This is a genomic window from Armatimonadota bacterium (genome assembly GCA_016125185.1).
Taxonomy (GTDB): Bacteria; Armatimonadota; Fimbriimonadia; order Fimbriimonadales; family Fimbriimonadaceae; genus Fimbriimonas.
The window spans coordinates 1,777,801-1,797,569 of record WGMG01000006.1; the positions used below are offsets into that span (position 1 = coordinate 1,777,801).

18 protein-coding genes are annotated in these 19,769 nt (G+C 56.3%); 10 read left to right on the forward strand and 8 right to left on the reverse strand.

Features of this window, described 5'->3' with window-relative positions:
* Window positions 1-37: 37 nt before the first annotated feature.
* Window positions 38-1,027, reverse strand: a complete 990-nt coding sequence (locus GC165_16450; protein MBI1334459.1) for a hypothetical protein — start codon at window positions 1,025-1,027, stop codon at window positions 38-40.
* Window positions 1,028-1,427: 400 nt separating this feature from the next.
* Here GC165_16450 and GC165_16455 point away from each other — a divergent pair, with 400 nt between their 5' ends.
* Window positions 1,428-2,930: a hypothetical protein gene (locus GC165_16455; protein ID MBI1334460.1), complete on the forward strand. Its 1,503-nt coding sequence runs from the start codon at window positions 1,428-1,430 to the stop codon at window positions 2,928-2,930.
* Here GC165_16455 and rmuC read toward each other — a convergent pair.
* Window positions 2,922-4,334, reverse strand: coding sequence for a DNA recombination protein RmuC (gene rmuC, locus GC165_16460; GenBank protein MBI1334461.1), 1,413 nt, complete (start codon window positions 4,332-4,334; stop codon window positions 2,922-2,924). The two genes, GC165_16455 and rmuC, sit on opposite strands and share 9 nt — an antisense overlap.
* A gap of 78 nt (window positions 4,335-4,412) precedes the next feature.
* On the reverse strand, window positions 4,413-4,922 hold the full coding sequence (locus tag GC165_16465; protein MBI1334462.1) for a hypothetical protein: 510 nt from the start codon (window positions 4,920-4,922) through the stop codon (window positions 4,413-4,415).
* Window positions 4,923-4,988: 66 nt separating this feature from the next.
* Here GC165_16465 and GC165_16470 point away from each other — a divergent pair, with 66 nt between their 5' ends.
* A complete protein-coding gene (locus GC165_16470) occupies window positions 4,989-6,878 on the forward strand; it encodes a hypothetical protein (protein MBI1334463.1) in 1,890 nt (629 codons plus the stop codon).
* Here the strand turns inward: GC165_16470 and GC165_16475 are convergent.
* The gene (locus GC165_16475; protein MBI1334464.1) at window positions 6,875-7,483 is read right to left on the reverse strand and encodes a hypothetical protein; all 609 of its coding nucleotides are present in this window, start codon (window positions 7,481-7,483) and stop codon (window positions 6,875-6,877) included. The genes GC165_16470 and GC165_16475 overlap by 4 nt on opposite strands.
* Before the next feature lie 152 nt (window positions 7,484-7,635).
* On the opposite strand from GC165_16475, the gene GC165_16480 reads away from it, so the two are divergent.
* Window positions 7,636-8,499 carry a twin-arginine translocation pathway signal protein gene (locus GC165_16480; GenBank protein ID MBI1334465.1) on the forward strand — a complete coding sequence of 288 codons (864 nt, stop codon included), beginning with the start codon at window positions 7,636-7,638 and terminating at the stop codon, window positions 8,497-8,499.
* 159 nt (window positions 8,500-8,658) lie between these two features.
* On the opposite strand, the gene ispH is transcribed toward GC165_16480, so the two are convergent.
* Entirely contained in the window at window positions 8,659-9,603 is a 945-nt protein-coding gene (ispH, locus tag GC165_16485) for a 4-hydroxy-3-methylbut-2-enyl diphosphate reductase (GenBank protein ID MBI1334466.1), read from the reverse strand.
* A gap of 136 nt (window positions 9,604-9,739) precedes the next feature.
* Here ispH and GC165_16490 point away from each other — a divergent pair, with 136 nt between their 5' ends.
* The gene (locus tag GC165_16490) at window positions 9,740-10,738 is read left to right on the forward strand and encodes an alcohol dehydrogenase catalytic domain-containing protein (GenBank protein MBI1334467.1); all 999 of its coding nucleotides are present in this window, start codon (window positions 9,740-9,742) and stop codon (window positions 10,736-10,738) included.
* Here GC165_16490 and GC165_16495 read toward each other — a convergent pair whose 3' ends face one another.
* Window positions 10,739-11,425: a hypothetical protein gene (locus tag GC165_16495; GenBank protein ID MBI1334468.1), complete on the reverse strand. Its 687-nt coding sequence runs from the start codon at window positions 11,423-11,425 to the stop codon at window positions 10,739-10,741. It abuts the gene before it with no gap.
* Between the two features lie 178 nt (window positions 11,426-11,603).
* Between GC165_16495 and GC165_16500 the strand changes: the two genes are divergently transcribed.
* From GC165_16500 to GC165_16515, 4 genes are all read left to right on the forward strand, one after another.
* Entirely contained in the window at window positions 11,604-12,665 is a 1,062-nt protein-coding gene (locus GC165_16500) for a hypothetical protein (GenBank protein ID MBI1334469.1), read from the forward strand.
* A gap of 382 nt (window positions 12,666-13,047) precedes the next feature.
* Window positions 13,048-14,064 carry a hypothetical protein gene (locus GC165_16505; GenBank protein MBI1334470.1) on the forward strand — a complete coding sequence of 339 codons (1,017 nt, stop codon included), beginning with the start codon at window positions 13,048-13,050 and terminating at the stop codon, window positions 14,062-14,064.
* A gap of 164 nt (window positions 14,065-14,228) precedes the next feature.
* The gene (locus GC165_16510) at window positions 14,229-15,269 is read left to right on the forward strand and encodes a hypothetical protein (GenBank protein ID MBI1334471.1); all 1,041 of its coding nucleotides are present in this window, start codon (window positions 14,229-14,231) and stop codon (window positions 15,267-15,269) included.
* Between the two features lie 198 nt (window positions 15,270-15,467).
* Window positions 15,468-16,472, forward strand: a complete 1,005-nt coding sequence (locus tag GC165_16515) for a hypothetical protein (GenBank protein ID MBI1334472.1) — start codon at window positions 15,468-15,470, stop codon at window positions 16,470-16,472.
* A gap of 3 nt (window positions 16,473-16,475) precedes the next feature.
* Here GC165_16515 and GC165_16520 read toward each other — a convergent pair whose 3' ends face one another.
* On the reverse strand, window positions 16,476-17,009 hold the full coding sequence (locus tag GC165_16520; protein ID MBI1334473.1) for a D-lyxose/D-mannose family sugar isomerase: 534 nt from the start codon (window positions 17,007-17,009) through the stop codon (window positions 16,476-16,478).
* 71 nt (window positions 17,010-17,080) lie between these two features.
* Here GC165_16520 and GC165_16525 point away from each other — a divergent pair, with 71 nt between their 5' ends.
* Both GC165_16525 and GC165_16530 read left to right on the forward strand, forming a co-directional pair.
* On the forward strand, window positions 17,081-18,247 hold the full coding sequence (locus tag GC165_16525; GenBank protein MBI1334474.1) for a hypothetical protein: 1,167 nt from the start codon (window positions 17,081-17,083) through the stop codon (window positions 18,245-18,247).
* 29 nt (window positions 18,248-18,276) lie between these two features.
* Window positions 18,277-19,332, forward strand: coding sequence for a hypothetical protein (locus tag GC165_16530; GenBank protein ID MBI1334475.1), 1,056 nt, complete (start codon window positions 18,277-18,279; stop codon window positions 19,330-19,332).
* A 4-nt stretch (window positions 19,333-19,336) separates the two neighbouring features.
* Here the strand turns inward: GC165_16530 and GC165_16535 are convergent, their stop codons facing one another.
* Complete coding sequence (locus tag GC165_16535; GenBank protein ID MBI1334476.1) at window positions 19,337-19,651, reverse strand: hypothetical protein; 315 nt, start codon at window positions 19,649-19,651, stop codon at window positions 19,337-19,339.
* Window positions 19,652-19,769: the final 118 nt, after the last annotated feature.

The following is a 19,769-nucleotide window of genomic DNA, read 5'->3' on the forward strand; positions in this document are numbered from 1 at the left end:
CATGTAACAATTTGTTACAGTTTTTCTGTAGACAAAACTATACCGGATTCAACATGCCAACCGACTGCGTCACCCAGGTGTACTGCATAGATTCCTTCAGCCGGTCCTCAAACTTCTTCATCGGATAGCCGACCGGATCGGATACCCGTCCGTGTGGCTCCGCCACGTAAGCGTGAGTGAGGATGTTGCCCAGCTTCAGCCCGTACCGCTGGCAAAGGAACGCACAAAGGTCCGCCGCCGCGCAAACTTGCTCGTCGGGCCAATCCTGGTTCGCTTTCCGCCCTACCGTCGGGTCGGGGTCAAAATGCTCATGCTCGATGCCGATCGTAGCGGCGTTCGAATACAGCGTGCTGATCGCCTTGCCAACGTGATACGCGGTGTCCGCGTTGTCCACAAATTGGTAGACCTTGCCGGTCCGAGTGATGTACCAGTGAGCCGAAACCGCGCTCGTCGTGAAGTACGACAGATCGTCGTTCTCTGAGCCGTTGCTTGCGTGCAGAATGATATTCTGCACCGGTCGGCTACGCCCAGGCAGATAGTTTCGCGCCTGAATGTACATGTACTCGATCGTCTTCACCACCGCGACCGCGCCACCCTGCGAATCAACCGACGCCGTCGGGATTGTGACCTCGACGACATCGTCGATCGAGACCCCGAGGTAACTGGCCAACCCTGGCGAAAGATTCGCGATTCGGCCCGAAGCGATCTCCGGCCCCCACTCAATGGGCTTTGCCATCGCGCTTCGTCCCGTAAGCGGGTCTCTTACCGAGACCAGCATCGTACGCAGATTCTCAACGGGATGCTCGCTATAATTCCAGCGGCAAGCGATGTAGAAGGAATCCGGGTCGAGCCGCCGAGCGGTACCACTGGTCCCCCTCGGCTGCGTCGGAAGAAAATATTCTCCGACGATCGGCCACAGCTTCTCAAGCTCTTCCGAGCTGACGAACGATAGATCGTGATCGGGGGCTGCACCTTTGTCGTGCGGCCCACCGAAAACCGATAGTTTTCCTGTTATTTTAGTTTCCATATTTTGCCGACCCCCCTTCGGCTTGATGAAGCATTTTGGCTTCTTACCGAATACTTAGCACCTTTCCACGTTTTTTACTACTGGAATTACGCAGGAAATTGAAAAAAAGTTCAAGCTCGCGGTGAACCTAAATGGCATCATTTTTCAATATGGTACAGTTTCGATATAAGTTCTTAAACATAAGTGAAATATTTTCGTCACATTTTTGATAAAAAGATCAAGATATAAATTTTGCTATAACCATTCTAAACACCAAATCTAGGCATCCAATCCAATCCTGTACCCCAAATTCAGTCCCCTCGTCCGGCTTATGGGCGACGCGGCAAACACCCGCTAAAAACGGCAAGTCTTTGGCACTACCGAGCAACCACTCGCTCCCACAAAGGATAATTCCAAGAGTATGCGTCGCACCATAGCTCTCCTGGCCGTCTGCCTTGCCGGACTTGCCTCCGCTCAGACTTCCGTGCCAAAACGTGCCAAAGCGCTCGAAGCCTGGGGTGGCGACAAAATCCTCGGGGAATGGACCCTCCACGGCACCGAGTTCGTCCATGGTCGCATCCACCCGCTCACCATCACCTTCGACTCCGTGTTTCGATTTCGAGAAGACGCCACCGGCCCCATGCCCGAGTCCGAAGGTTACGACCTCGAAGCCTCATGGACCATGAACGGGTCCGGCGTTCCCCACGCCACCTCCTACTCGGATCACGACTTTTCCCTCATCAACTTCTACGTGATGTCCGGCCAATGGACCTCCGAACAATCCCCCATCAAGGTCCTCTCCGAAAAAGACGACACGTGCGAGATCGCCCTCTCCGAAGACGGGCCTAAAGCCCTCGTCACCTTGGACGGCACCACGAACCTGCCCACCTACATGCAGTACACCGGCTCAGGCGGAACCGAAACTTGGACCTACTCCAATTACCAAAAGATGGATGGAATCCAGGTGCCAACCCTCATTGACCACATGGCTGGCAAGAATCACCAGCAAATCAAGATCAGAGGTTCAAAATTTGCTAAGAATGGCAAAGCCTCTTACGCCATGCCACCTATCGATAACACCGGCTATAAGTTCAATAGCGCTACAGGCAATACCATCGAGGTCAAGCGAGTCTTCGGCTACCTTTTCGTCAAGCCCCTGATCAATGGAAAAGACGAAGGCTGGTTCTTCCTCGATACCGGCGCCGAGGTCATGGTCATCGACACGACGCTTGCCAAGCAGCTCAAGATGAAGACGGTCGGTAATGAGGAAGTCTCCGGCGTGGTGGGCAGCGTCAACTCCGATTTTGTTCAAGGCATCGACTTCCGCCTCGGCCCCGCTTCCATCAAGAACGCCTCGTACATGACCCTCGACATGGCCCCGTTTTCCAAGGCGCTAGGCATGAAGTTCGCGGGCATCTGCGGCTACGATTGGATCTCCCGGGTCATTCTCGACATTGATCCCACCAAGCCAACGACAATCGGCGTTTACCCCGGTGGAACAACGCCCATGCCCGACGACACATTGTGGACTACCGTCCCGTTCCTCGGCTTCATTCCGTGCATGACATGTCAGTTTGAGGGCGACCACGAGGGTCTCTTCACCCTCGACACCGGCTCCGGCTCAACAGTCGATTTCTTTACGCCCACCGTCAACAAGTACGACATGATGAAGGACAAACTTCTCAGCACCGGCAAGACGGGCGGAGCGGGCGGCTCAACCGAAAGCAAGGGCGGTTCCATCGACTGGTTCCAGTTCGGTCCCAAGCGATTCGTAAAGCCACGGGTCATTTTCCAAATCACTGGCGAAGGTGAGTTTGCCAGCACCCTCTCGGCAGGCAACATCGGCATGGGATTCTTGTCGAAGTTCCGAATGATCCTCGACTATCAAAACTCGCGCATCGCCTTCACCGAAATCTCAAAATAGCGATTCGGTTTCGACCTCGTCTTTAGCCGCAGTCGGCAGCGAATGCGGCTTCACCACCGCGTTCAGGATTTCCGGTTCTTCAAGAGCCTTCTGCGTCTTCGCGCCCATCTCCTTGATGCGTCGCGTCTTTGGCAGCACGTTTCTCTCAAGCGATCCGATTCCCTCGTTGTACTTCTTCACTGCCGAGCCAAGTGCCTTCCCGACTCCCGAGAAGTGCTCGGCAAAAACCGCGACCGAGTCGTGTAGCTCTCCGCCAAGCTTAGCGATCTGGAGCGCATTCTCATAAGCCTTCTGTTGCTGCATCCCGTTCGCAATCGTCTTGAGCAACGCCACCAGCGTCATCGGGTTGGCCAGGATCACTTTCCGATTGAACGCCTCGTCCAACAATCCGGGGTCTTCCTGAATCGCGACCTGATACAGCGCCTCGCTGGGCACAAACATGACCACAAAGTCCGCTGTATCCGCATACAAGCCCTGATACGACTTGGTCGATAGCTGAAGAATGTGCTTCTTAACCTGCGCTGAGTGCTCCTTCAGCCGCACCTGCTTCTCGCTCGGGTCCTGTGTTTCGCTCGCCGCCAAATAGGCATGAAGCGGCGTCTTTGCGTCCACCACAATCACCCGATCATTCGGCAATCGCACAATCATGTCCGGCCGGAACCGGCCGTCCTCGGTCGACGTGCTGACCTGCATCTCGAAATCGGTTCCCTCGACCAGCCCGGCATGTTCCGCCGCCCGCCGCAACGTCAATTCGCCCCAGGACCCGCGAACCTCCGGCCGCTGAAGTGCGTTTCCCAACCGGTTTGTCGAGGCCATCAGCCCGCGAACCTGCGTCATCAACTCGGTATACGACTCTGTTCGCTTCTGTTCCAGGTCGCGCGTATGCTCCCGAAGCTGCTCCAGCGTCTGCTTCATCGGTGCTAGCACTTCGTCGATCTCCTTCTGGCCAACCTTTCGCTCGTCCGCAAACTTCTCCTTGGCCAACTGCAAGAACGACTCTTGCGCCTGACTCAGGGCCTGCTTGGAAAGGTTCGCGAAGGAGTTCTCCAGTTGCTCCTTCTCTTCAAGAAATCGCTTGCGCTCCCGCGCCAAGGCCTCTTCCTTTTCGGCCACCACGCTCTGCGAGGTCTGAAGCTCAGTTTGAGCTTTGATCCGCTCACTCCGCTCCGATTCCGCTTCCTGGGTTCGCGCCTGAATGCTCTCCCGCAAATGCCGAATCTCGCCCTCGAGGGAGAGAAGTTCGGACACCTTGGCCTGCTTTTCCTTCGAGTCGTTTTCCGCATTCTCCATGCGTTCTCGCATCGCCGATTCCATCACTTGGAATCGCGACCGAACCATCAGGACCGCCACTCCAGCCCCAAGGGCTAGTCCGACCAACAGGAAAAGAATCGAAATACTAGACATAACTCTATGTATATAGAGACGATGCTACCCGAAGGAGGACGCGCTTAGGTGTTCAAAATGGGCGCGTTACCCAGAGCCTTACCGCGCATTGGCCCCGCGCTGGACCTTCGTAACCGTTCCCTTCGTAAAGGTCACCAAGAGAAAATCGCCAACCTTCATGGTCTTGGCGATGTACTGGAGCCTCCCGCTAAACGCTTCAATCTTCTTCTCATCTGCCGGCAACCGAAGATCAAACCGGAAGTCGCTCGACGCCGAATAGCGAACGTCGGATTTCGGCGAAAGGCTCTTGATCACCTCGTTCACGGTCTGCTTCGGAGCCTTTTGAGAGACATGACCACTCTCGAAGACCAAGCGTCGCCCATTCTGAAAATAAATGACGTCAAAGGAATACTTGGTTCGATCCTTGAGCACAAGCAGTAACCCAGAGAGCACGGAGCGTTTCGTTGGCTTTAGGTCCGCGACTTTGGGAAGCATCCAAGGGTTGGCCTCTGCCAGGTAAGTCCCGCCGCACTTCTGAGAGAATTCCCGAGCCGACATGCCAACCTGTTGCCCTAACAGCAGTGCGCCAAAGAATGACAAAGCAATCATGTCTTTTAGAGGCTATTCCTAGCGAAAACGTTCATCACATCAAACCTTTCGCATAAAATTGAGGATGTGCTCATCCCTGCCGTCGCCCTTGTCCTCCTGAGCCACCCGCTAGATCGATCACCGATCGCCATCGACTCCTTTGAGGGCAAATCTTATCGGGGCTGGCGGGTCACCGGCACCGCGTTCGGCTCTGGACCAGCCCACGGAACCCTACCCAATCAAATGCCGGTCAGTGGCTACGAAGGCGAAGGTCTCGTCAATAGCTATAACGGCGGCGACGGCTCCACTGGCTCGATGACTTCATCGAAGTTCAAGCTCCAGCGGCCCTATCTCAACTTCAAGATTGGTGGTGGCAACCATCCCCGCGAGACCTGCATCGACCTGATCGTCGATGGAAAGGTCGTCTACTCCACCACGGGAAAATCGACGACGCCCCAAGATACCGAATCCCTCGCCTGGGCAACCTGGGACGTCTCCGCCTACCAAGGCAAGTCTGCCCAAATTCAAATTCTCGACCTCAACTCGGGCGGATGGGGTCACATCAACATTGACGAAATCGTCCAAAGCGACCAAGCCCAAGCCCCCTCGGAGCCCCTCTTGACCACCCCTGCCGAACCGTACACGCCTCCCGTTCCCGAACCGATCTACCGCGAGCGGTATCGCCCTCAGTTCCACTTCTCGGCCAAGCACAATTGGCTGAACGATCCCAACGGCTTGGTTTACTTCGAAGGTGATTACCACCTCTTCTTCCAATACAACCCGACCGGAATCCAGTGGGGCAACATGCACTGGGGACACGCCATCAGCCCAGACCTCGTCCACTGGCGCGAACTCAATCCTGCTCTGTCGCCCGACGAGCACGGGACGAACTACTCCGGTAGCGCCGCCGTCGACGTCGCCAACACCACCGGCTTCGGCAAGGAGCCCCGACCGCCTCTCGTTGCCATGTACACCGCCGCCGGAAAGCCGTTCACCCAATGTCTGGTGTACAGCAACGACCACGGCCGAACCTGGACGAAGTACTCTGGCAACCCGGTCTTGCCCCACGTCGTCGGCGAGAACCGCGATCCTCGCATCTTCTGGCACGAGCCCAGCCACAAGTGGGTGATGGCTCTCTACCTGGACGGTGACGAATTCGCCATCTACGGCTCACCCGATCTTAAATCTTGGACGGAACTGAGCCGCCTCCATATCCCCGGGAGCAGTGAATGCCCCGAGCTATTCCAAATCCCGCTGGAAGGCACCGACGAAACTCGCTGGATTTTCTACGGCGCAAACTATCACTACCTCGTAGGCACTTTCGACGGAACCACGTTCCACCAAGAGGAAGGCCCAATCCAAGGCGACTTCGGCGCAAACTTCTACGCATCGCAGACCTACAACGGCATGACCGACGGCCGTCGCGTCCAGATTGCGTGGATGAACGGCCCCGGCCCCATGCCCAACATGCCGTTCAATCAGCAGATGAGCTTCCCGTGCGAGCTCAAACTGATCCAAACCGACGACGGCCCAAGGCTCACTCGCACGCCCGTGCAGGAGATCGAGTCACTTAGGGGCCAAGGCTATGCCCTCGCCGCGACACCGATCGCCGACGGGGAGTCGGTACCTGTCAATCTTCACTCACATCAGTACGATGTGTCGCTGAGCGTCCATCTCGATCCCGGCACCCAGACCGTCATTCAGGTCGGAACCCAAGAGGTCGTCATCGATGCCGATAAGAAGACCATCACCAGCCTTGGTCGGACGGCCCCGTTGAAGCTCCAAGACGGCAATGTCGACGTACGCCTTCTCATTGATCGCTCATCACTGGAGGTATTTGCCGAGCACGGACTAGTTTCGCTGACATCCTATCTGCCGACGCCATACCGAACCAACGACGTCCGCATCCTCAGCCGAGGAGGAACTTCGAACATCGTTTCCCTGCAGGCCTTCGAGCTCAAGTCGGCTTGGCCCTAAATCGGCCACATGCCCTTCGGGCGAGCATCCTTGAAGGGTTTGCCTGCAAGCTTGGTAAGGGAGTCTCGCTGATCGTCGGTCAGCATCGCCAACAGGTCCTTCTCTTCCTGTTTGGAGATGTCCTCCATTACCTTATCAAGCTGTCCGTGCTTAGGCTTCTGCAACTCGCGAACCAATTGGCTGGTGGCTTCGCTCCGCCGCTTCTTGATCGAAGCCCTCTGATCGTCGGTGAGCTTCAGTTCGGTGGCCACGTCGTCGTCACTCAGTGATGTTGCCCCTTTGATCTGAACGCGAATCTCCGACAGGCGCTGCCGCTGCTCATCGTTAAGCACGGCCAAGATGTCTTTCTCCGTCTTATCGATGGCACCCGAGAATGCCAGACCCGCCGCTGGAGTCTTCGACTTCGGCTGGTTGGCAAACGCCTGGATAAGCCCATCTATTTGCTTCGACTGCTCCGGCGTGACCTTCAGTTCGACTCGAACGTCCCGTCGCTGAATCACCGCAAATGGCCGATAACTCTCGTCGAACATCGACGTTCCCATGCCGAACTGTGCGTTCGCCCCAACAGCCATCGCAATCAAAACAAAAGTGAGCAGGCGTTTCATATTCCTCATCGTATCCAAAAATTGGAAGTCTCGCCCATCTTTTCGTTTCATTTCTCTTCCACCGAAACCGTCGAATGAAGCTCGAATGAAGTTCGCGGAACGGTCCGAGGATTCCTCATCCTTTTCTCATTTTTGACGTTCAAGCTAACATCATGCAAAACGACGACGCACCCGTAGGAACAATCTACACTCGACGAGAAGCGCTCACCATCGCTGCGAAGGCCGGACTGGGTTTAACCGCCGGATCACTGTTCTCCTTTGCAGGCGCATCTGCCCCGTTTCAGCAGACTCAACCAAAAGTCAATCTCATCGCCAGTCCCGAGTTGACCGAGGGCCCATTCTTCGTGGACGAAAAGCTGGATCGCGCCAACCTCTTGTCCGGCACCAGCCGTCCGTCAGTGGTCAAAGCCACTCCGCTCGAACTGGAATTGCTGATCTACAAGTTGGTTAACGACAAACACGAACCGCTCCCGCTCGCCCAAATCGATGTCTGGCATTGCGACGCCAAAGGCGTGTATTCCGACGAGAACCACCCGATGAACCACGAGAACACTGCCCGCCAAACCTGGCTTCGTGGTTACCAACTAACCGATACGCACGGAACCGCCAAGTTCCGCACGATCATTCCGGGCTGGTACGAAGGGCGTACCCCACACATCCACTTCAAGATTCGCACCTTCTCCAAAAAGATGCAGGCGACCGCCGAGTTCACATCCCAATTCTTCTTCGACGAAGCCCTCCTCAAGAAGGTGTACGCCAAGGACCCCTACCGCGACAAGGGAATGCCCGACACTCACAATTCAACCGACAACATCTACGCCGACCGACAAATCGACGGCTCCTTGGCTGGCTCGCACATGCTCCTCGACCTTCAGCCGTCCAAGTCTGGAGGTTACGCCACTAAGTTCACGGTCGTCCTCACCGACAAGAATTTCCATGCTGGACGACGCGGATTCGGCGGTGGATTCCCGCCCCCTCCGGGCGGTGGCTTCGGCGGCGGATGGGAGAGCTTTTAGGCACTCGACTGCAGGTCAAGCTGACTGCCTTCTTTTGCACCAAACGAGATACCTCTCCAGATGGAGAGAGGGTCTGCAATTGAGAACACCACAAAGGTGTTCTCAATGCGGAGAATGAGGCAAGGGCCGAACCGGGTGAGGCGCCCAATGGGAAAAGAGCTATCGAGCCTGAGCCAGTTCCAGCAGTTCGCGGTTCGGCTTGAACGCGACGTCTTCCTTCACGGTCTCCAAGACCTCGACAGGAATTCCCGTTCGGCCGTTCAGCAAGGAACCGATGATCTCTTGGACCAGCACCTCCGGCGTCGAAGCGCCCGACGAAATGCCAACTGATCGGTACTCGGTTCGCCACTCGGGCTTAATCTCGTCCGTGCTCATCAGCAGATGAGCCTCGGCACCGTACTGCTCGGCAACCTCGCGCAGCCGGTTGGAATTCGACGACGTCGTCGAACCCACCACCAAAACCAAATCGCACTCCTTGGCCAATTCGCGAATCGCCATCTGGCGGTTCGTGGTGGCGTAGCAAATATCGCCTTTCTTCGGCTTTTCGAGGTGCGGGAACCGGCGCTCCAACACCGCCATCGTCGCCATCACTTCATCGACCGAGAGCGTCGTTTGCGAAAGCACCGCCAGCTTGTCGTAGTGCGGAATATCAAGCTGTTCGGCGTCCTCGGGTGTCTCAACCAAGACCATTCGGTTCGGAGCCTCGCCCATCGTCCCTTCGGCCTCCACATGGCCGCGGTGGCCTATGTAGATCATGAAATAGCCCTTCGCCGCATAGTGCCGCGCCTCGTTGTGAACCTTGGTCACCAGCGGGCAGGTCGCGTCCACGATCTTCAGCTTTCGCTCGTCCGACTGACGTCGAACCTCGGGCGATACGCCGTGGGCGCTGTAAACCACCGGCATTCCATTGGGAATGTCGGAGATGTCCTCGACGAAAATCACGCCTTGGCTCTCGAAATTCTTAACGACCCACTCGTTGTGCACAATCGCGTGGCGAACATAAAGCGGCGCGCCGTGCACCTTCAGGGCGAGATCGACAATTTCGATTGCGTAGGCCACTCCAGCGCAAAATCCTCGGGGTGCGGCAAGCAAAATTCGATCCACCCTTCTATTGTACTTGCCTTCCCTAAACCATGAACCGAGAGCCGTGAACCGGGCTGACGAAATAGGCAAATGTGCGTAGAATGGTTGCGTGAGTATTCCCGTCGCCGCCTACGCCGCGCATTCTTCGACCGATCCGATGGTTCCCTGGTCGTTTGACCGCCGAACGCCTCGTCCCGGCGATGTACTGATCGATATTCTCTACTGCGGCGTCTGCCACTCCGACCTCCACCAGGTCCGCAACGAGTGGGGCGGAACCATGTACCCGATCGTGCCCGGCCACGAGATCATCGGCCGCGTCGCCGAAGTCGGATCCGAGGTAACCAAATGGAAAGTCGGCGACACCGTCGGCGTCGGTGTGTTTGTCGACTCTTGCCGCCAATGCCCTAACTGTCTAGCCGGCGAGGAGCAGTACTGCGACGACGGAATGACGGGAACCTACAACGCCAAGGAGCGCGACGGCTCCGGCATCACGTACGGCGGGTACTCCACCAAAATCACGGTTGACCAGAACTACGTCCTCAGCATTCCCGAGGGCGTCCCGCTTGAGGGCGCTGCGCCCCTGCTCTGCGCTGGCATCACCACCTACTCGCCCCTCCGCCACTGGAAGGTCGGTCCTGGCATGAACGTGGCTGTGGTTGGCCTTGGCGGCCTTGGACACATGGGTGTTAAGTTCGCCCACGCGATGGGTGCCCATGTCACCGTCATCTCTCACTCCGACAAAAAGCGCGAAGACTCCAAGCGACTCGGTGCCGACGACTTCATCAACACTAGCGAAGAGGGAGCCTTCCAAAAGAACGCTAAGCGGTTCGACTTCATCCTCAACACGATCTCAGCGAACCACTCCTACAACGACTACCTCGGCCTCCTGGCCCTCAACGGCACGATGTGCCTGGTGGGCCTCCCCGAGCCGACCGCCGTCGCCGCTTTCCCCCTCGTTGGGCGACGGCGCAGTCTGGCCGGCTCGATGATCGGTGGCATCAAGGAGACTCAGGAAATGCTGAACTTCTGCGCCGAAAAGGGCCTCGCCGCCGACGTCGAAGTGATCTCCATGTCGTACATCAACGAAGCGTACGAACGCATGCTCAGGAGCGACGTTCGTTACCGCTTCGTCATCGATATCGCGAGCCTGAAGTAGTTACTTCTCGTCGAGCCGAAGGGTCATCTTCCCTTCGGCATCGCCGCCACCGGCCGGAATCGGCACACCAGTGAACTTGATGTCTGCGCGCAGAACATGCCCGCTGTCATCGACGAAAAACGTCCCTTCGGTCGTGAAGGCGGTCCCGTCCTCCGAAACCTTTTGGGACATCTTGTGGACCTTGTGCTTGCCGATGGTGTCATCCCCCTGATAAGTGGTCTCGATCTTCAGAGCTCCTAACTTCAGATCGTCATTCTTCGTCACTTCCCACTTGGCGGCCGTATCTTTTGTCAACGCCTGGGTCGGGTTAAAAAACAAACCAATCAGGAACATGTGGACTGGCTCCGAGCCCTGGATTCCACCGTCGAGCTTGGTGAGTACGAACTTCTTGTCGAAATGTGCCTTATAGTCGTCGAAGGGCGGATTGACCTCGTTGTCGTTCGCCATGATAGTGAGGTAGTCATGGTGAATTGTAAGGTCGTAGCCGTCATCGCCCGTGTCGCCGGATAGTACGTAGCCGCCTTCGATCGTCGCGCTGTTGCCCGCAATCTCCAAGGTCGCTTTGACCTTTAGGTTGTACGTGGAATCCTTCGTCCATTTCGGCTCGATCTTAACGCTATCTTGAGCGACGCAAACCGCCGAAAGTGCGATGAGAAAAGGAATACCGATTGTTTTAAGCTTATTCATGAAATCTCCCTGAGAATGTCCGATGTGCCGGAACCTATTTGGGCTACAGGCTGGTAGAAGGGCGGGTTTCAAGTCCCACGAGTGGCTAGGACCAAGCGCCTCCTCTTCATCAAACGCAAATCTGACATACACCGAGGGAACTCCCATCCTGCATCGAGGGTCAAAGAGCCCTACCGCGATGAAATACTTCAAGCAAATACTTTTATTCGGACTCCTCGCGACGATCTTATCTTGTGGAGGATCGGGGGTATCCGTCTTCACCTCAGCAAACCTGCGATACGCCGCGCCCTCCCTCATCCAAAACGACGATGGCAACAGCCCGATCGTCATCTGTAGCGTCGCCCACGACGGAAAGATGATTGGCAACACAAGCTCGTCCTTGTATTACTGGACTGGACCACTTGCCCCGCCAACAAATACCGGCCTAGTTAACTACAAGTACTCCCAAGTTAACTCAAATGGCTCGATGATTTCCTCAGCAGGCTTTTACAACTCAGTTGTTGCAAACCCGTTCCACCTGACTACCGATCCAACCGGGCTATGGACCCCCTACGGTATCAACGACTTAGGGGAAGGAATTGCCCAGGTCGAGATCAATGAAGGGATGATCGGAGGCTTTTGGGATGTTGATCACACGTTCCACCAATTGCCCATCGCCGATGCTTCGCAATCTTACGGCGTGTTCAACCTCACAAATAGCAAACGGTTCTTTGGTGCAGAACTCGACTACATATCGTTCGACAAACCAGTTGTCCTCAAAGACACCCTAGTGTGGAATTCGCCAACTTCTCTACCATTTAAGCCGACCTACCCCAGCGACCCAGGTTCTGGCTACTGGTGGCCTATGAAGGTCAATACTCAAACGGGTGTCGCCGTTTTCGCCGCAATCGACTCTTCATTCTCCGTCGAAGCGGCGGGTGTTTTGCCAGCAAATGAGACCGAAGTGTTTGCGCTACAAGGATCAGGAATCATGCCCTTAGGTATTTCCGATAACGGCATCATCATTGGTGGCATGAAGGATGCAGGGTCCAGCACTCTCGTCAGTACGACCTACTCACCCTATGTCTGGCCGAACAAGGACGAAGCAGCCGTGCCCCTCAATAGCGTGGTCACCGACACCAGCGGATGGGAACTCGGAACTCCGATTGCCATACTCGGGAATGGCGACATCATCGGTGCTGGAAAGTACACGGTCGGAGGAGTCACGAAAGACGCCTACTACTACCTCAAACGCCTATAGCACCTACGAAAAAGCCCCTCGGCTGTTTATTAGCGCGGGGGGCTTTGTTGGGAGTTAGGCTCCGCACAGTTCGAGACTGGGCTCGGCTTCGATACGATGATTTGATTGTTTGGTTGTCTTCGCGTTCCGTCTCGGCTGGCTGCTCGATCTTGAATCGTCATTGGCCTTGATTCGAGTCGCAGCGTAAGCCGGAATGGCGAGAACGGCTTGGCCGTTCAGATATTTCGCGGGCAACATAGTTTCCTATAAGTCCGTACATTTCTACGCCAAACCTGGTTTCCGCATGAGGCTTTTGTCAGAAAATCCTTCACAAATGAATCCAGATTCTTACGGAATTCTTACGCCAGAATGTTAAGTGCAAGCGGTCAAAGGAATCGGGGACATGAAAACATATCAGCAATTCATTCTATTCTCGTTCGCTGCGACCGTCCTCGCTTGTGGAGGTGGTGGCAGCACCATCACTGCGGATAATCTGAAGTACGCGTCTCCGGTTCTTATTGCCGGGACCGACACCGGAGACGTCCACAGTGTTTCGTCCGACGGATTCCTCGTAGGCTTCGTCACCAATTCGTCAAATCAAGGCGTCGGCGTCTACTGGGCCTCGCCGACTGCAGCACCTACCCAGGTTCCTGGAACCCTCTCGGTGAACTTCACCAACGATAAGCACCAAATGCTGACCAGTGTCTCGTCGGGCATACCGTTCTTCTACGATTCGCCCACATCGACCGGCACGCAAGTCTTCCTTCAAGGCGCTTGGATCATGAATATGAACGACCGGGGCGAAATCGTCACGGTGAACGTCGACTACTCAACCAGTACGCCCACCTACACCGGTGGATACTTCAGTGACGAAAACGGTAACTGGACTCTGCTCGCCAATCTGCCGTCTGGAGCCCCGATCCTTCCCTACTATCTCGATGACAGTGGTCGGATCGCCGGTCCTCAAATGGAAACGACTGGGGTGGTCGGTAGCGGTACCTGGGCCACGAGTGCGTCCAACGTATCCGTCGTCGCTAAGCCGGGCTCAAACAGCCATTGGTCTGTCACCGGCATGAATCGAAAAACCGGCGAACTGTTGATGGTCCAAGTCTACGACACGAACAGCACAGGCGCATTGAGTTGCGGAATCTACGAGCCGTCGACCGGAACCGTTGACTCCCTTCCCGGAGTCGGAGCGAAACCAACGGTCGTATCCCAAAGCGGAATCATCGGAGGAACGTCGAGTCCGTCTCACACAACGGCCTATGTCTGGCCGAACCGTAATTCCGGTCCGATTGATCTGAACACCCTCGTTCCCGCCGGAACCAGCGTTGTCTTCGATAACGTACGGTTCGTCTTGGCGAATGGAGATGTGATCGCTCACGGGCCAGGAGGACTCTACTACCTGAAGCGGTTATAAATCTTAGACTAATACGAAAGTCTCAATCATCGAATTCGATGATTGAGACTTCTTTTTTGCAGGACATTTTTTTTAGCTATCGCTGATATTCAAATATTCTTATACTTTTCTTACACATTAAAATCGTCTTTTGTCTAAAGTCATAGGTCGAAAGGACTAGGGATATGAAATCATTCACGTCACTCGTCATCTCGTCGTTTTGCTTGGCCTCACTAGCCTCTGCAAACCCACACGCCCAAGGCGGCCACCAACACCTACACTACGCGGCACCCGTACTGATCACAACCGCCGATGGTAGCGACATCCAAGTTACCAGCGTTGCCTTAAACGGCAAAATGGCTGGCACTAGCACCTATAGTTCCAGCCAGTTCAATGGCTACATCTGGGATTCGCCTACCTCGGTTCCGTCCGCTCTGCCTTCCGGTATCTACCCCCAGTTGATCAACAAGAAGGGATCGTTCGTTACCGTCAATCTCCAGTTCTACGCCTCTGTTTCGTCGAGCCCCGTCAACCTCTCCTACCCCCAAAATTACGATATCTTCCCGATCTCGATGAACGACAAGGACGAAATCGTCGGCGTGTTCTACAATGACTTCACTGGCGACTACAGCGGCGGCTATTGGAACGGCCAGCAAGCCTTTTCCTTCCTCCCTCCACCAGCCGGTAGCCAAGGCCAATTTGCCGCCTACATCAATGATAAGCACCATGTGTTCGGCATTGAACTTCCCCAAGGCGATTACTTCTCCTACGGCATCGAGTGGTCGGACCCGACCCAAGCCGGAAGCTACATCTCGGGGCCGGTCATGTCCGATCCAGGTTATTGGCAAATCGTCGGCGGCAACATGCAGACCGGCGACAGTGTAGCCGTTTACCGCTACCAAAACACCCGGCTCGGCTGTGGCTTCCGTGACTCCAACAGCAACACCATCGAGGTGATTCCTTTTGTCGATGGTGCGATCCCGACGGCTGTATCCAATAATGGAATCATCATCGGCCAGCAGCAGACCTCGTCTGGAGTCATACCTCTGGTCTGGGCGAGCAAATACGCCACCCCCGTCGATCTCAATACTCTAATCCCAACGGGAACCGGCTGGACACTAACCCGCGCCAGCTTCATCCTTTCGAACGGCGACATTGTGGGCCAAGGAACCTATATGGACGGAGCCACCGTCAAGAGCGGCTTCTTCTACCTCCAACGCCAATAAACCCTACGCCTCGCACCTCACCAGGCGGTGAGGTGCGAGATCAATTTATCGGATTTCCTACGACTTTCTAACCGTATTGCATCATCCAAATCCGAACCAAGCTCAGTCGAAAGCCCCAGGGACATGAAAGCAATCACGCAATTATCACTCGCATCGCTTATCGTAACCGCCCTGGCTTGTGGAGGAGGTGGATCGGAGGTGATCACTCCAGCCAACCTTCACTACTCCGCACCGACGCGCATCGTGACCAAAGACGGTAACGGCGACATCACCATCTCCGACGTCTCGAGCAACGGAATCATCGTTGGAACGCTCGGCAGCCAAGGCTACTACTGGACAAGCCCAGCCTCCTCGCCGATCCCATTGTCCAACGGCATGCAGCCTCAGGTCGTCAATTCACATGGAGCAATGGCCGGATATCAAGCCGGATCCGACTTGGCTTTCGCCAGTTCGCCAACGGCTACGCCGGTTGCGTTGGCACGCGACGCAGCGTCGACCAACAAATCCGTCTTCCTGAAGTCCATGACTGACACGAACGCAATCCTCGGACAGGCCTCGAACGTCTCTTCGCCTGAGGAGTATGCGGGCATCTTCTGGGATAACAGCCACCAGGTGCAGACGATCGCTTCGTCTCCGGGTAGCTCTGAATATGTGACGGTCGGCAATTCCAAAGATGGGAGCATCTTCGGAATTGAATTCGATTCGGGTGCAGGCAGCTTCGGACGCAGTATTCGATGGGCGAATTACGCGACCACAGGGGTATTCGTCGATGGTCCAAGCCTAAGTGGCCCGGGTGCTTGGTCGGTCGTTAGCGTCAATAGAGACACTGGCGTCAGCGTGGCTTTGAATTTCGACGACCAACAAACGTACTACGGCGTTGGCTACTTGCCCTCAGGAAGCACGACGATCCTCCAAATGCCCGGCTCGGGTGTTTCGCCGGTCGCAATCTCCAACAACGGAATCGTGATCGGAGGTGCGAAGATCGATTCAAACGGTCTCTTCCAATTCCCGAACGTCACGCCGATGGTTTGGGCAAACGTTCAGTCCGACCCGGTCGACCTCAACACCCTGATCCCAAGCGGAACGGGCTGGGTCCTCGGCTTGCCCAAATACATTCTCGCCAACGGCGACATCATCGGCCAAGGAAAGCTCACGGTGAGTGGAGTCACCACCGACGAGTGGTACTACATCCAACGCCAATAAACCCTACGGCACGCGGCGAATTTCGGGATCGGTAAAGATGTCGAGTTCGTCGCGGCTCTTCGTCGAAAACTCGGAGACGACGGCCCCGTCGTCTCCGGCCTGGAACCAGTGCAACGTATTCGGTAGGATCGTGTACTGCTCGCCCGGCCCAAGCGCCACCTCATGCCAAACGGTATAGGCCGACTCCCGCCTCGCTGGCGGACGGCACGACGGATTCGGTGTCGCCTCCCCCTCGACGTACAGGTACACCATCCCCCAACGACATCGAAACGTCTCCTCCTTGCCCGGGTCGTCACCCACCGGCGGATGCCGATGCTCAGGGCATGTCTGCCGCGGAAACAACACCAACTCCTTGGCACAGCACCGCTCCGTGTTGATGTACGTCACCAATTCTAGACCGGTCGTTTCCAACTCACCCAAGCCGAAGTCGGCGACTTCGATATGCTCAGCTTCCGTCGGCGTCAGCACAATCCCTGCGCGGCCGAGCATCTCCTTTGCCCGGCTCCGTACCAAAGCCATTTCCTGCGGCGAGACCATCGCCCCAGTCTATATCCTCGCCGACCAAATCCCACCTTCTACCGACCGCTAGACTGGATATAATTTCGCGGATGGTCCTCCCTCAACTCTGCCTTTATCTGGCCGCCAATCTCTATTCCCAAGCCAAGCCAAGCGAATTCAAAGGCGTCGAGTACACGTTGCCCGCCAACTGGCAGGTCCAACAGTCCGCGGAGGTCCTCATTCTCACGCCAAACCATCTCGACGAAGGCAAGATCGTGGCCGTCATCGTCGCTCCGCCGATCCCCAAGAGCGGCAAGCCTTGGCTCGATAATTTCAACGTCTTTCTCGCTGCCGCCGGCGAAAAGACTCACGTGGTCTCTCATGGCGAAACACAATCGACCAAGCGTCCACCTTACGAAATATTTGTACAACTTCAAAAGCTAAAAGATGATAATATCGGCGACTACCAATGCCTTTACCAAATGGTCGCCGACGACGATAACGGGGCGTGCATGTGCGTCATGTCCAACGACGACACCCTCGTCGAGAAATACCAAAAAGACCTTTCGCAGATCCTCCTCAGCTCGCGCCCCAAGAAGGCCGCCAAGAAAATCCGCACCGGCGACACGCCAGGTCTCTACCTCGGCAGCCCCGGCTGGCTCCCCAGCGGCCGCGGGACCGAAATCCCGAAGGCGCATTTGGTCGATGGCAAGCCGACCGGCATGTGGATGAATGCCGGATTTGAGCTCAATAGCAAAAGCGCCATCTTTGCCACCATCTACCTGCCCGACGGCACGATGGTTCGCTTTCCCCGGTTCGGCGGCGGAAACCTAATCGACATCGAAGGCGAGCGCGCCAACCCCAACGACGCCAAGAGCGTGGGCACCTGGAGCGTCGGCAACGGCACGATGACCACCCACATCAGCGGCGGCAACTCGACCTTCAAGTATTCGACCGGCAAAGACGACGAGGGCGAATTCTTCCTGTATGGCGGCGCGAAATACCGCCCGTGCGTACCCGTGACCGCCGATTACTTAGTGGGCAAATGGCACATTCCGGGCGCGGGCGAGTACGAATTTGCAAAGGACGGCACCGTCAAGTACAGCTTCTCCTTTCAGCCCGAAAACGGGCCCGACCGAAGATCGACTGGGACCTGGGTGCTCGACGGATACCTGTTCGCCGTCGACCAACCCAACCTCTACATCGTCAACAGCATCTACCGATTTGGAACCGACAGCATCGTCATCGGCGAGCATATCTACTCCCGCGTCAAATAGCGCCTGCCCGTATACTGGAAGGACCTCCCGTGCAAGTAGTTCGCAATTTGGCCCTCGGTGCACTCGCCGTCACGATCTTCGCCTGCGGCGGAGTCACGTCGGGCGTCAAAACCACGTCCTTCGGCACGCCCGTGGTCATTGCCGTGCCCGACAATGGCAACACAACCCTAACCGGTTTCGCCGCCAACGGCAAGATGGTCGGCAACTTCGTGGCCAATGGATCATCGACCTCGGTTCCCTACTATTGGGAGTCTCCGACCGCCACACCCGCGATGCTCCAAGGAACGGATTGCTACGCCAACGCGATCAACTCCTCCGGAGCCATCGTCGGCAACATGCAGACCGGATCGGGAAATCAGCTGGCCGCATTCTGGGGTTCGCCGCAATCCGCTCCCGTCACCCTCCCCGAGGCTCCCGCCACTCCCCACCAAACGAACGCGACCTCCATCAACGAAAGCAATGTGATCGTCGGCCAAGATGGCAGCTTCGGTGTGTACTGGGACGCCTCGCACGCGACCGCATACGCCTTCGGCGGACCAAATTTAGAGGGCGTCTATAACGCCGCTATCGCCGACTCAGGGACCATCTACTTCACCATCTATTCAAGCCTGACCAACAACCTAGCCCACCGGCTTTGTACGTTCACAAACTTTCCGAACGAGCCCGCCGCCTACGTCCCTGGCACGAACGCTCACTCGGCATACTCCGAGTTCGTCGCCCTCAATCGCTTCCGAGGTCAGGCCGCGATCCTCGATACCAACCTGGGCGGCGTGCCCTCTGGCTCCGAGGTCCTTCTCGATCCCGCCTTTGCTCCCTCACAACTCACCGGCACCGATGCCCGAGTCAAGTACGTCGGCGACGACGGCGTCTACTGCGGGGCCGAAGGGTTCGGCGTCGATCAGTTCGCCGTCATTTGGCAAAGCGGCATCTCGAAGCCGGTCAATATGAATAACCTCATCCCGCCTGGCTCGGGGCTCGTCCTCACCGACGCCCTATTCCAAACGTCCGATGGCGGTGTCATCGGCATCGCCCGGCAAACCAGTTCGGGCAAAAGCGTGTACGTCTACGTCCCGAGAGCGCCCTAAGAAATCAGCCCCTGAACGCCTTCTCGTAGCTGTCCTCGTAAGTCACGAGGCACTCCTTGAAGCTCACATCGGCGTCGTGCCCCTTCTCGTCGACGAGTTCAAAGGTGCCGTTGAGGACCCGGCACCGCTGGACCTTCATGTTCGTCCACGGCATGGTTTTAAACTTCACGCCGATGAAGTGCATCTTGAAATCGTGCAGTTGCCCTTTGACCGACTGGCAAATCTCAAGCTCCATTTCATTCTCGTCCATCGATCGCGCCACCCGAGTGACCTCGCACGCTCGCAGGGGAAAGTTTCGGACGAATTGCTCAAGAGGCATGGATTTGCTCACGCCTCATCTTACTGCTATTCGAGACTCAAATGAAAACCGGCTACTCCCAACTGCAAACTGCCGACTCCCAACTTTTTTCATCTCCTCTTAGAGTCTGTCGCACCGC

Excerpts from the sequence above, each read along its gene's own strand:
- GC165_16525 (MBI1334474.1), top strand. The coding sequence starts at position 17,081 with ATGGTCCTCCCTCAACTCTGCCTTTATCTGGCCGCCAATCTCTATTCC.
- GC165_16510 (MBI1334471.1), top strand. The coding sequence starts at position 14,229 with ATGAAATCATTCACGTCACTCGTCATCTCGTCGTTTTGCTTGGCCTCA.
- GC165_16480 (MBI1334465.1), top strand. The coding sequence starts at position 7,636 with ATGCAAAACGACGACGCACCCGTAGGAACAATCTACACTCGACGAGAA.
- GC165_16505 (MBI1334470.1), top strand. The coding sequence starts at position 13,048 with ATGAAAACATATCAGCAATTCATTCTATTCTCGTTCGCTGCGACCGTC.
- GC165_16535 (MBI1334476.1), bottom strand. The coding sequence starts at position 19,651 with ATGCCTCTTGAGCAATTCGTCCGAAACTTTCCCCTGCGAGCGTGCGAG.
- rmuC (MBI1334461.1), bottom strand. The coding sequence starts at position 4,334 with ATGTCTAGTATTTCGATTCTTTTCCTGTTGGTCGGACTAGCCCTTGGG.
- GC165_16500 (MBI1334469.1), top strand. The coding sequence starts at position 11,604 with ATGAAATACTTCAAGCAAATACTTTTATTCGGACTCCTCGCGACGATC.
- GC165_16450 (MBI1334459.1), bottom strand. The coding sequence starts at position 1,027 with ATGGAAACTAAAATAACAGGAAAACTATCGGTTTTCGGTGGGCCGCAC.
- GC165_16495 (MBI1334468.1), bottom strand. The coding sequence starts at position 11,425 with ATGAATAAGCTTAAAACAATCGGTATTCCTTTTCTCATCGCACTTTCG.
- GC165_16455 (MBI1334460.1), top strand. The coding sequence starts at position 1,428 with ATGCGTCGCACCATAGCTCTCCTGGCCGTCTGCCTTGCCGGACTTGCC.
- GC165_16465 (MBI1334462.1), bottom strand. The coding sequence starts at position 4,922 with ATGATTGCTTTGTCATTCTTTGGCGCACTGCTGTTAGGGCAACAGGTT.
- GC165_16490 (MBI1334467.1), top strand. The coding sequence starts at position 9,740 with ATGGTTCCCTGGTCGTTTGACCGCCGAACGCCTCGTCCCGGCGATGTA.
- GC165_16520 (MBI1334473.1), bottom strand. The coding sequence starts at position 17,009 with ATGGTCTCGCCGCAGGAAATGGCTTTGGTACGGAGCCGGGCAAAGGAG.
- GC165_16475 (MBI1334464.1), bottom strand. The coding sequence starts at position 7,483 with ATGAAACGCCTGCTCACTTTTGTTTTGATTGCGATGGCTGTTGGGGCG.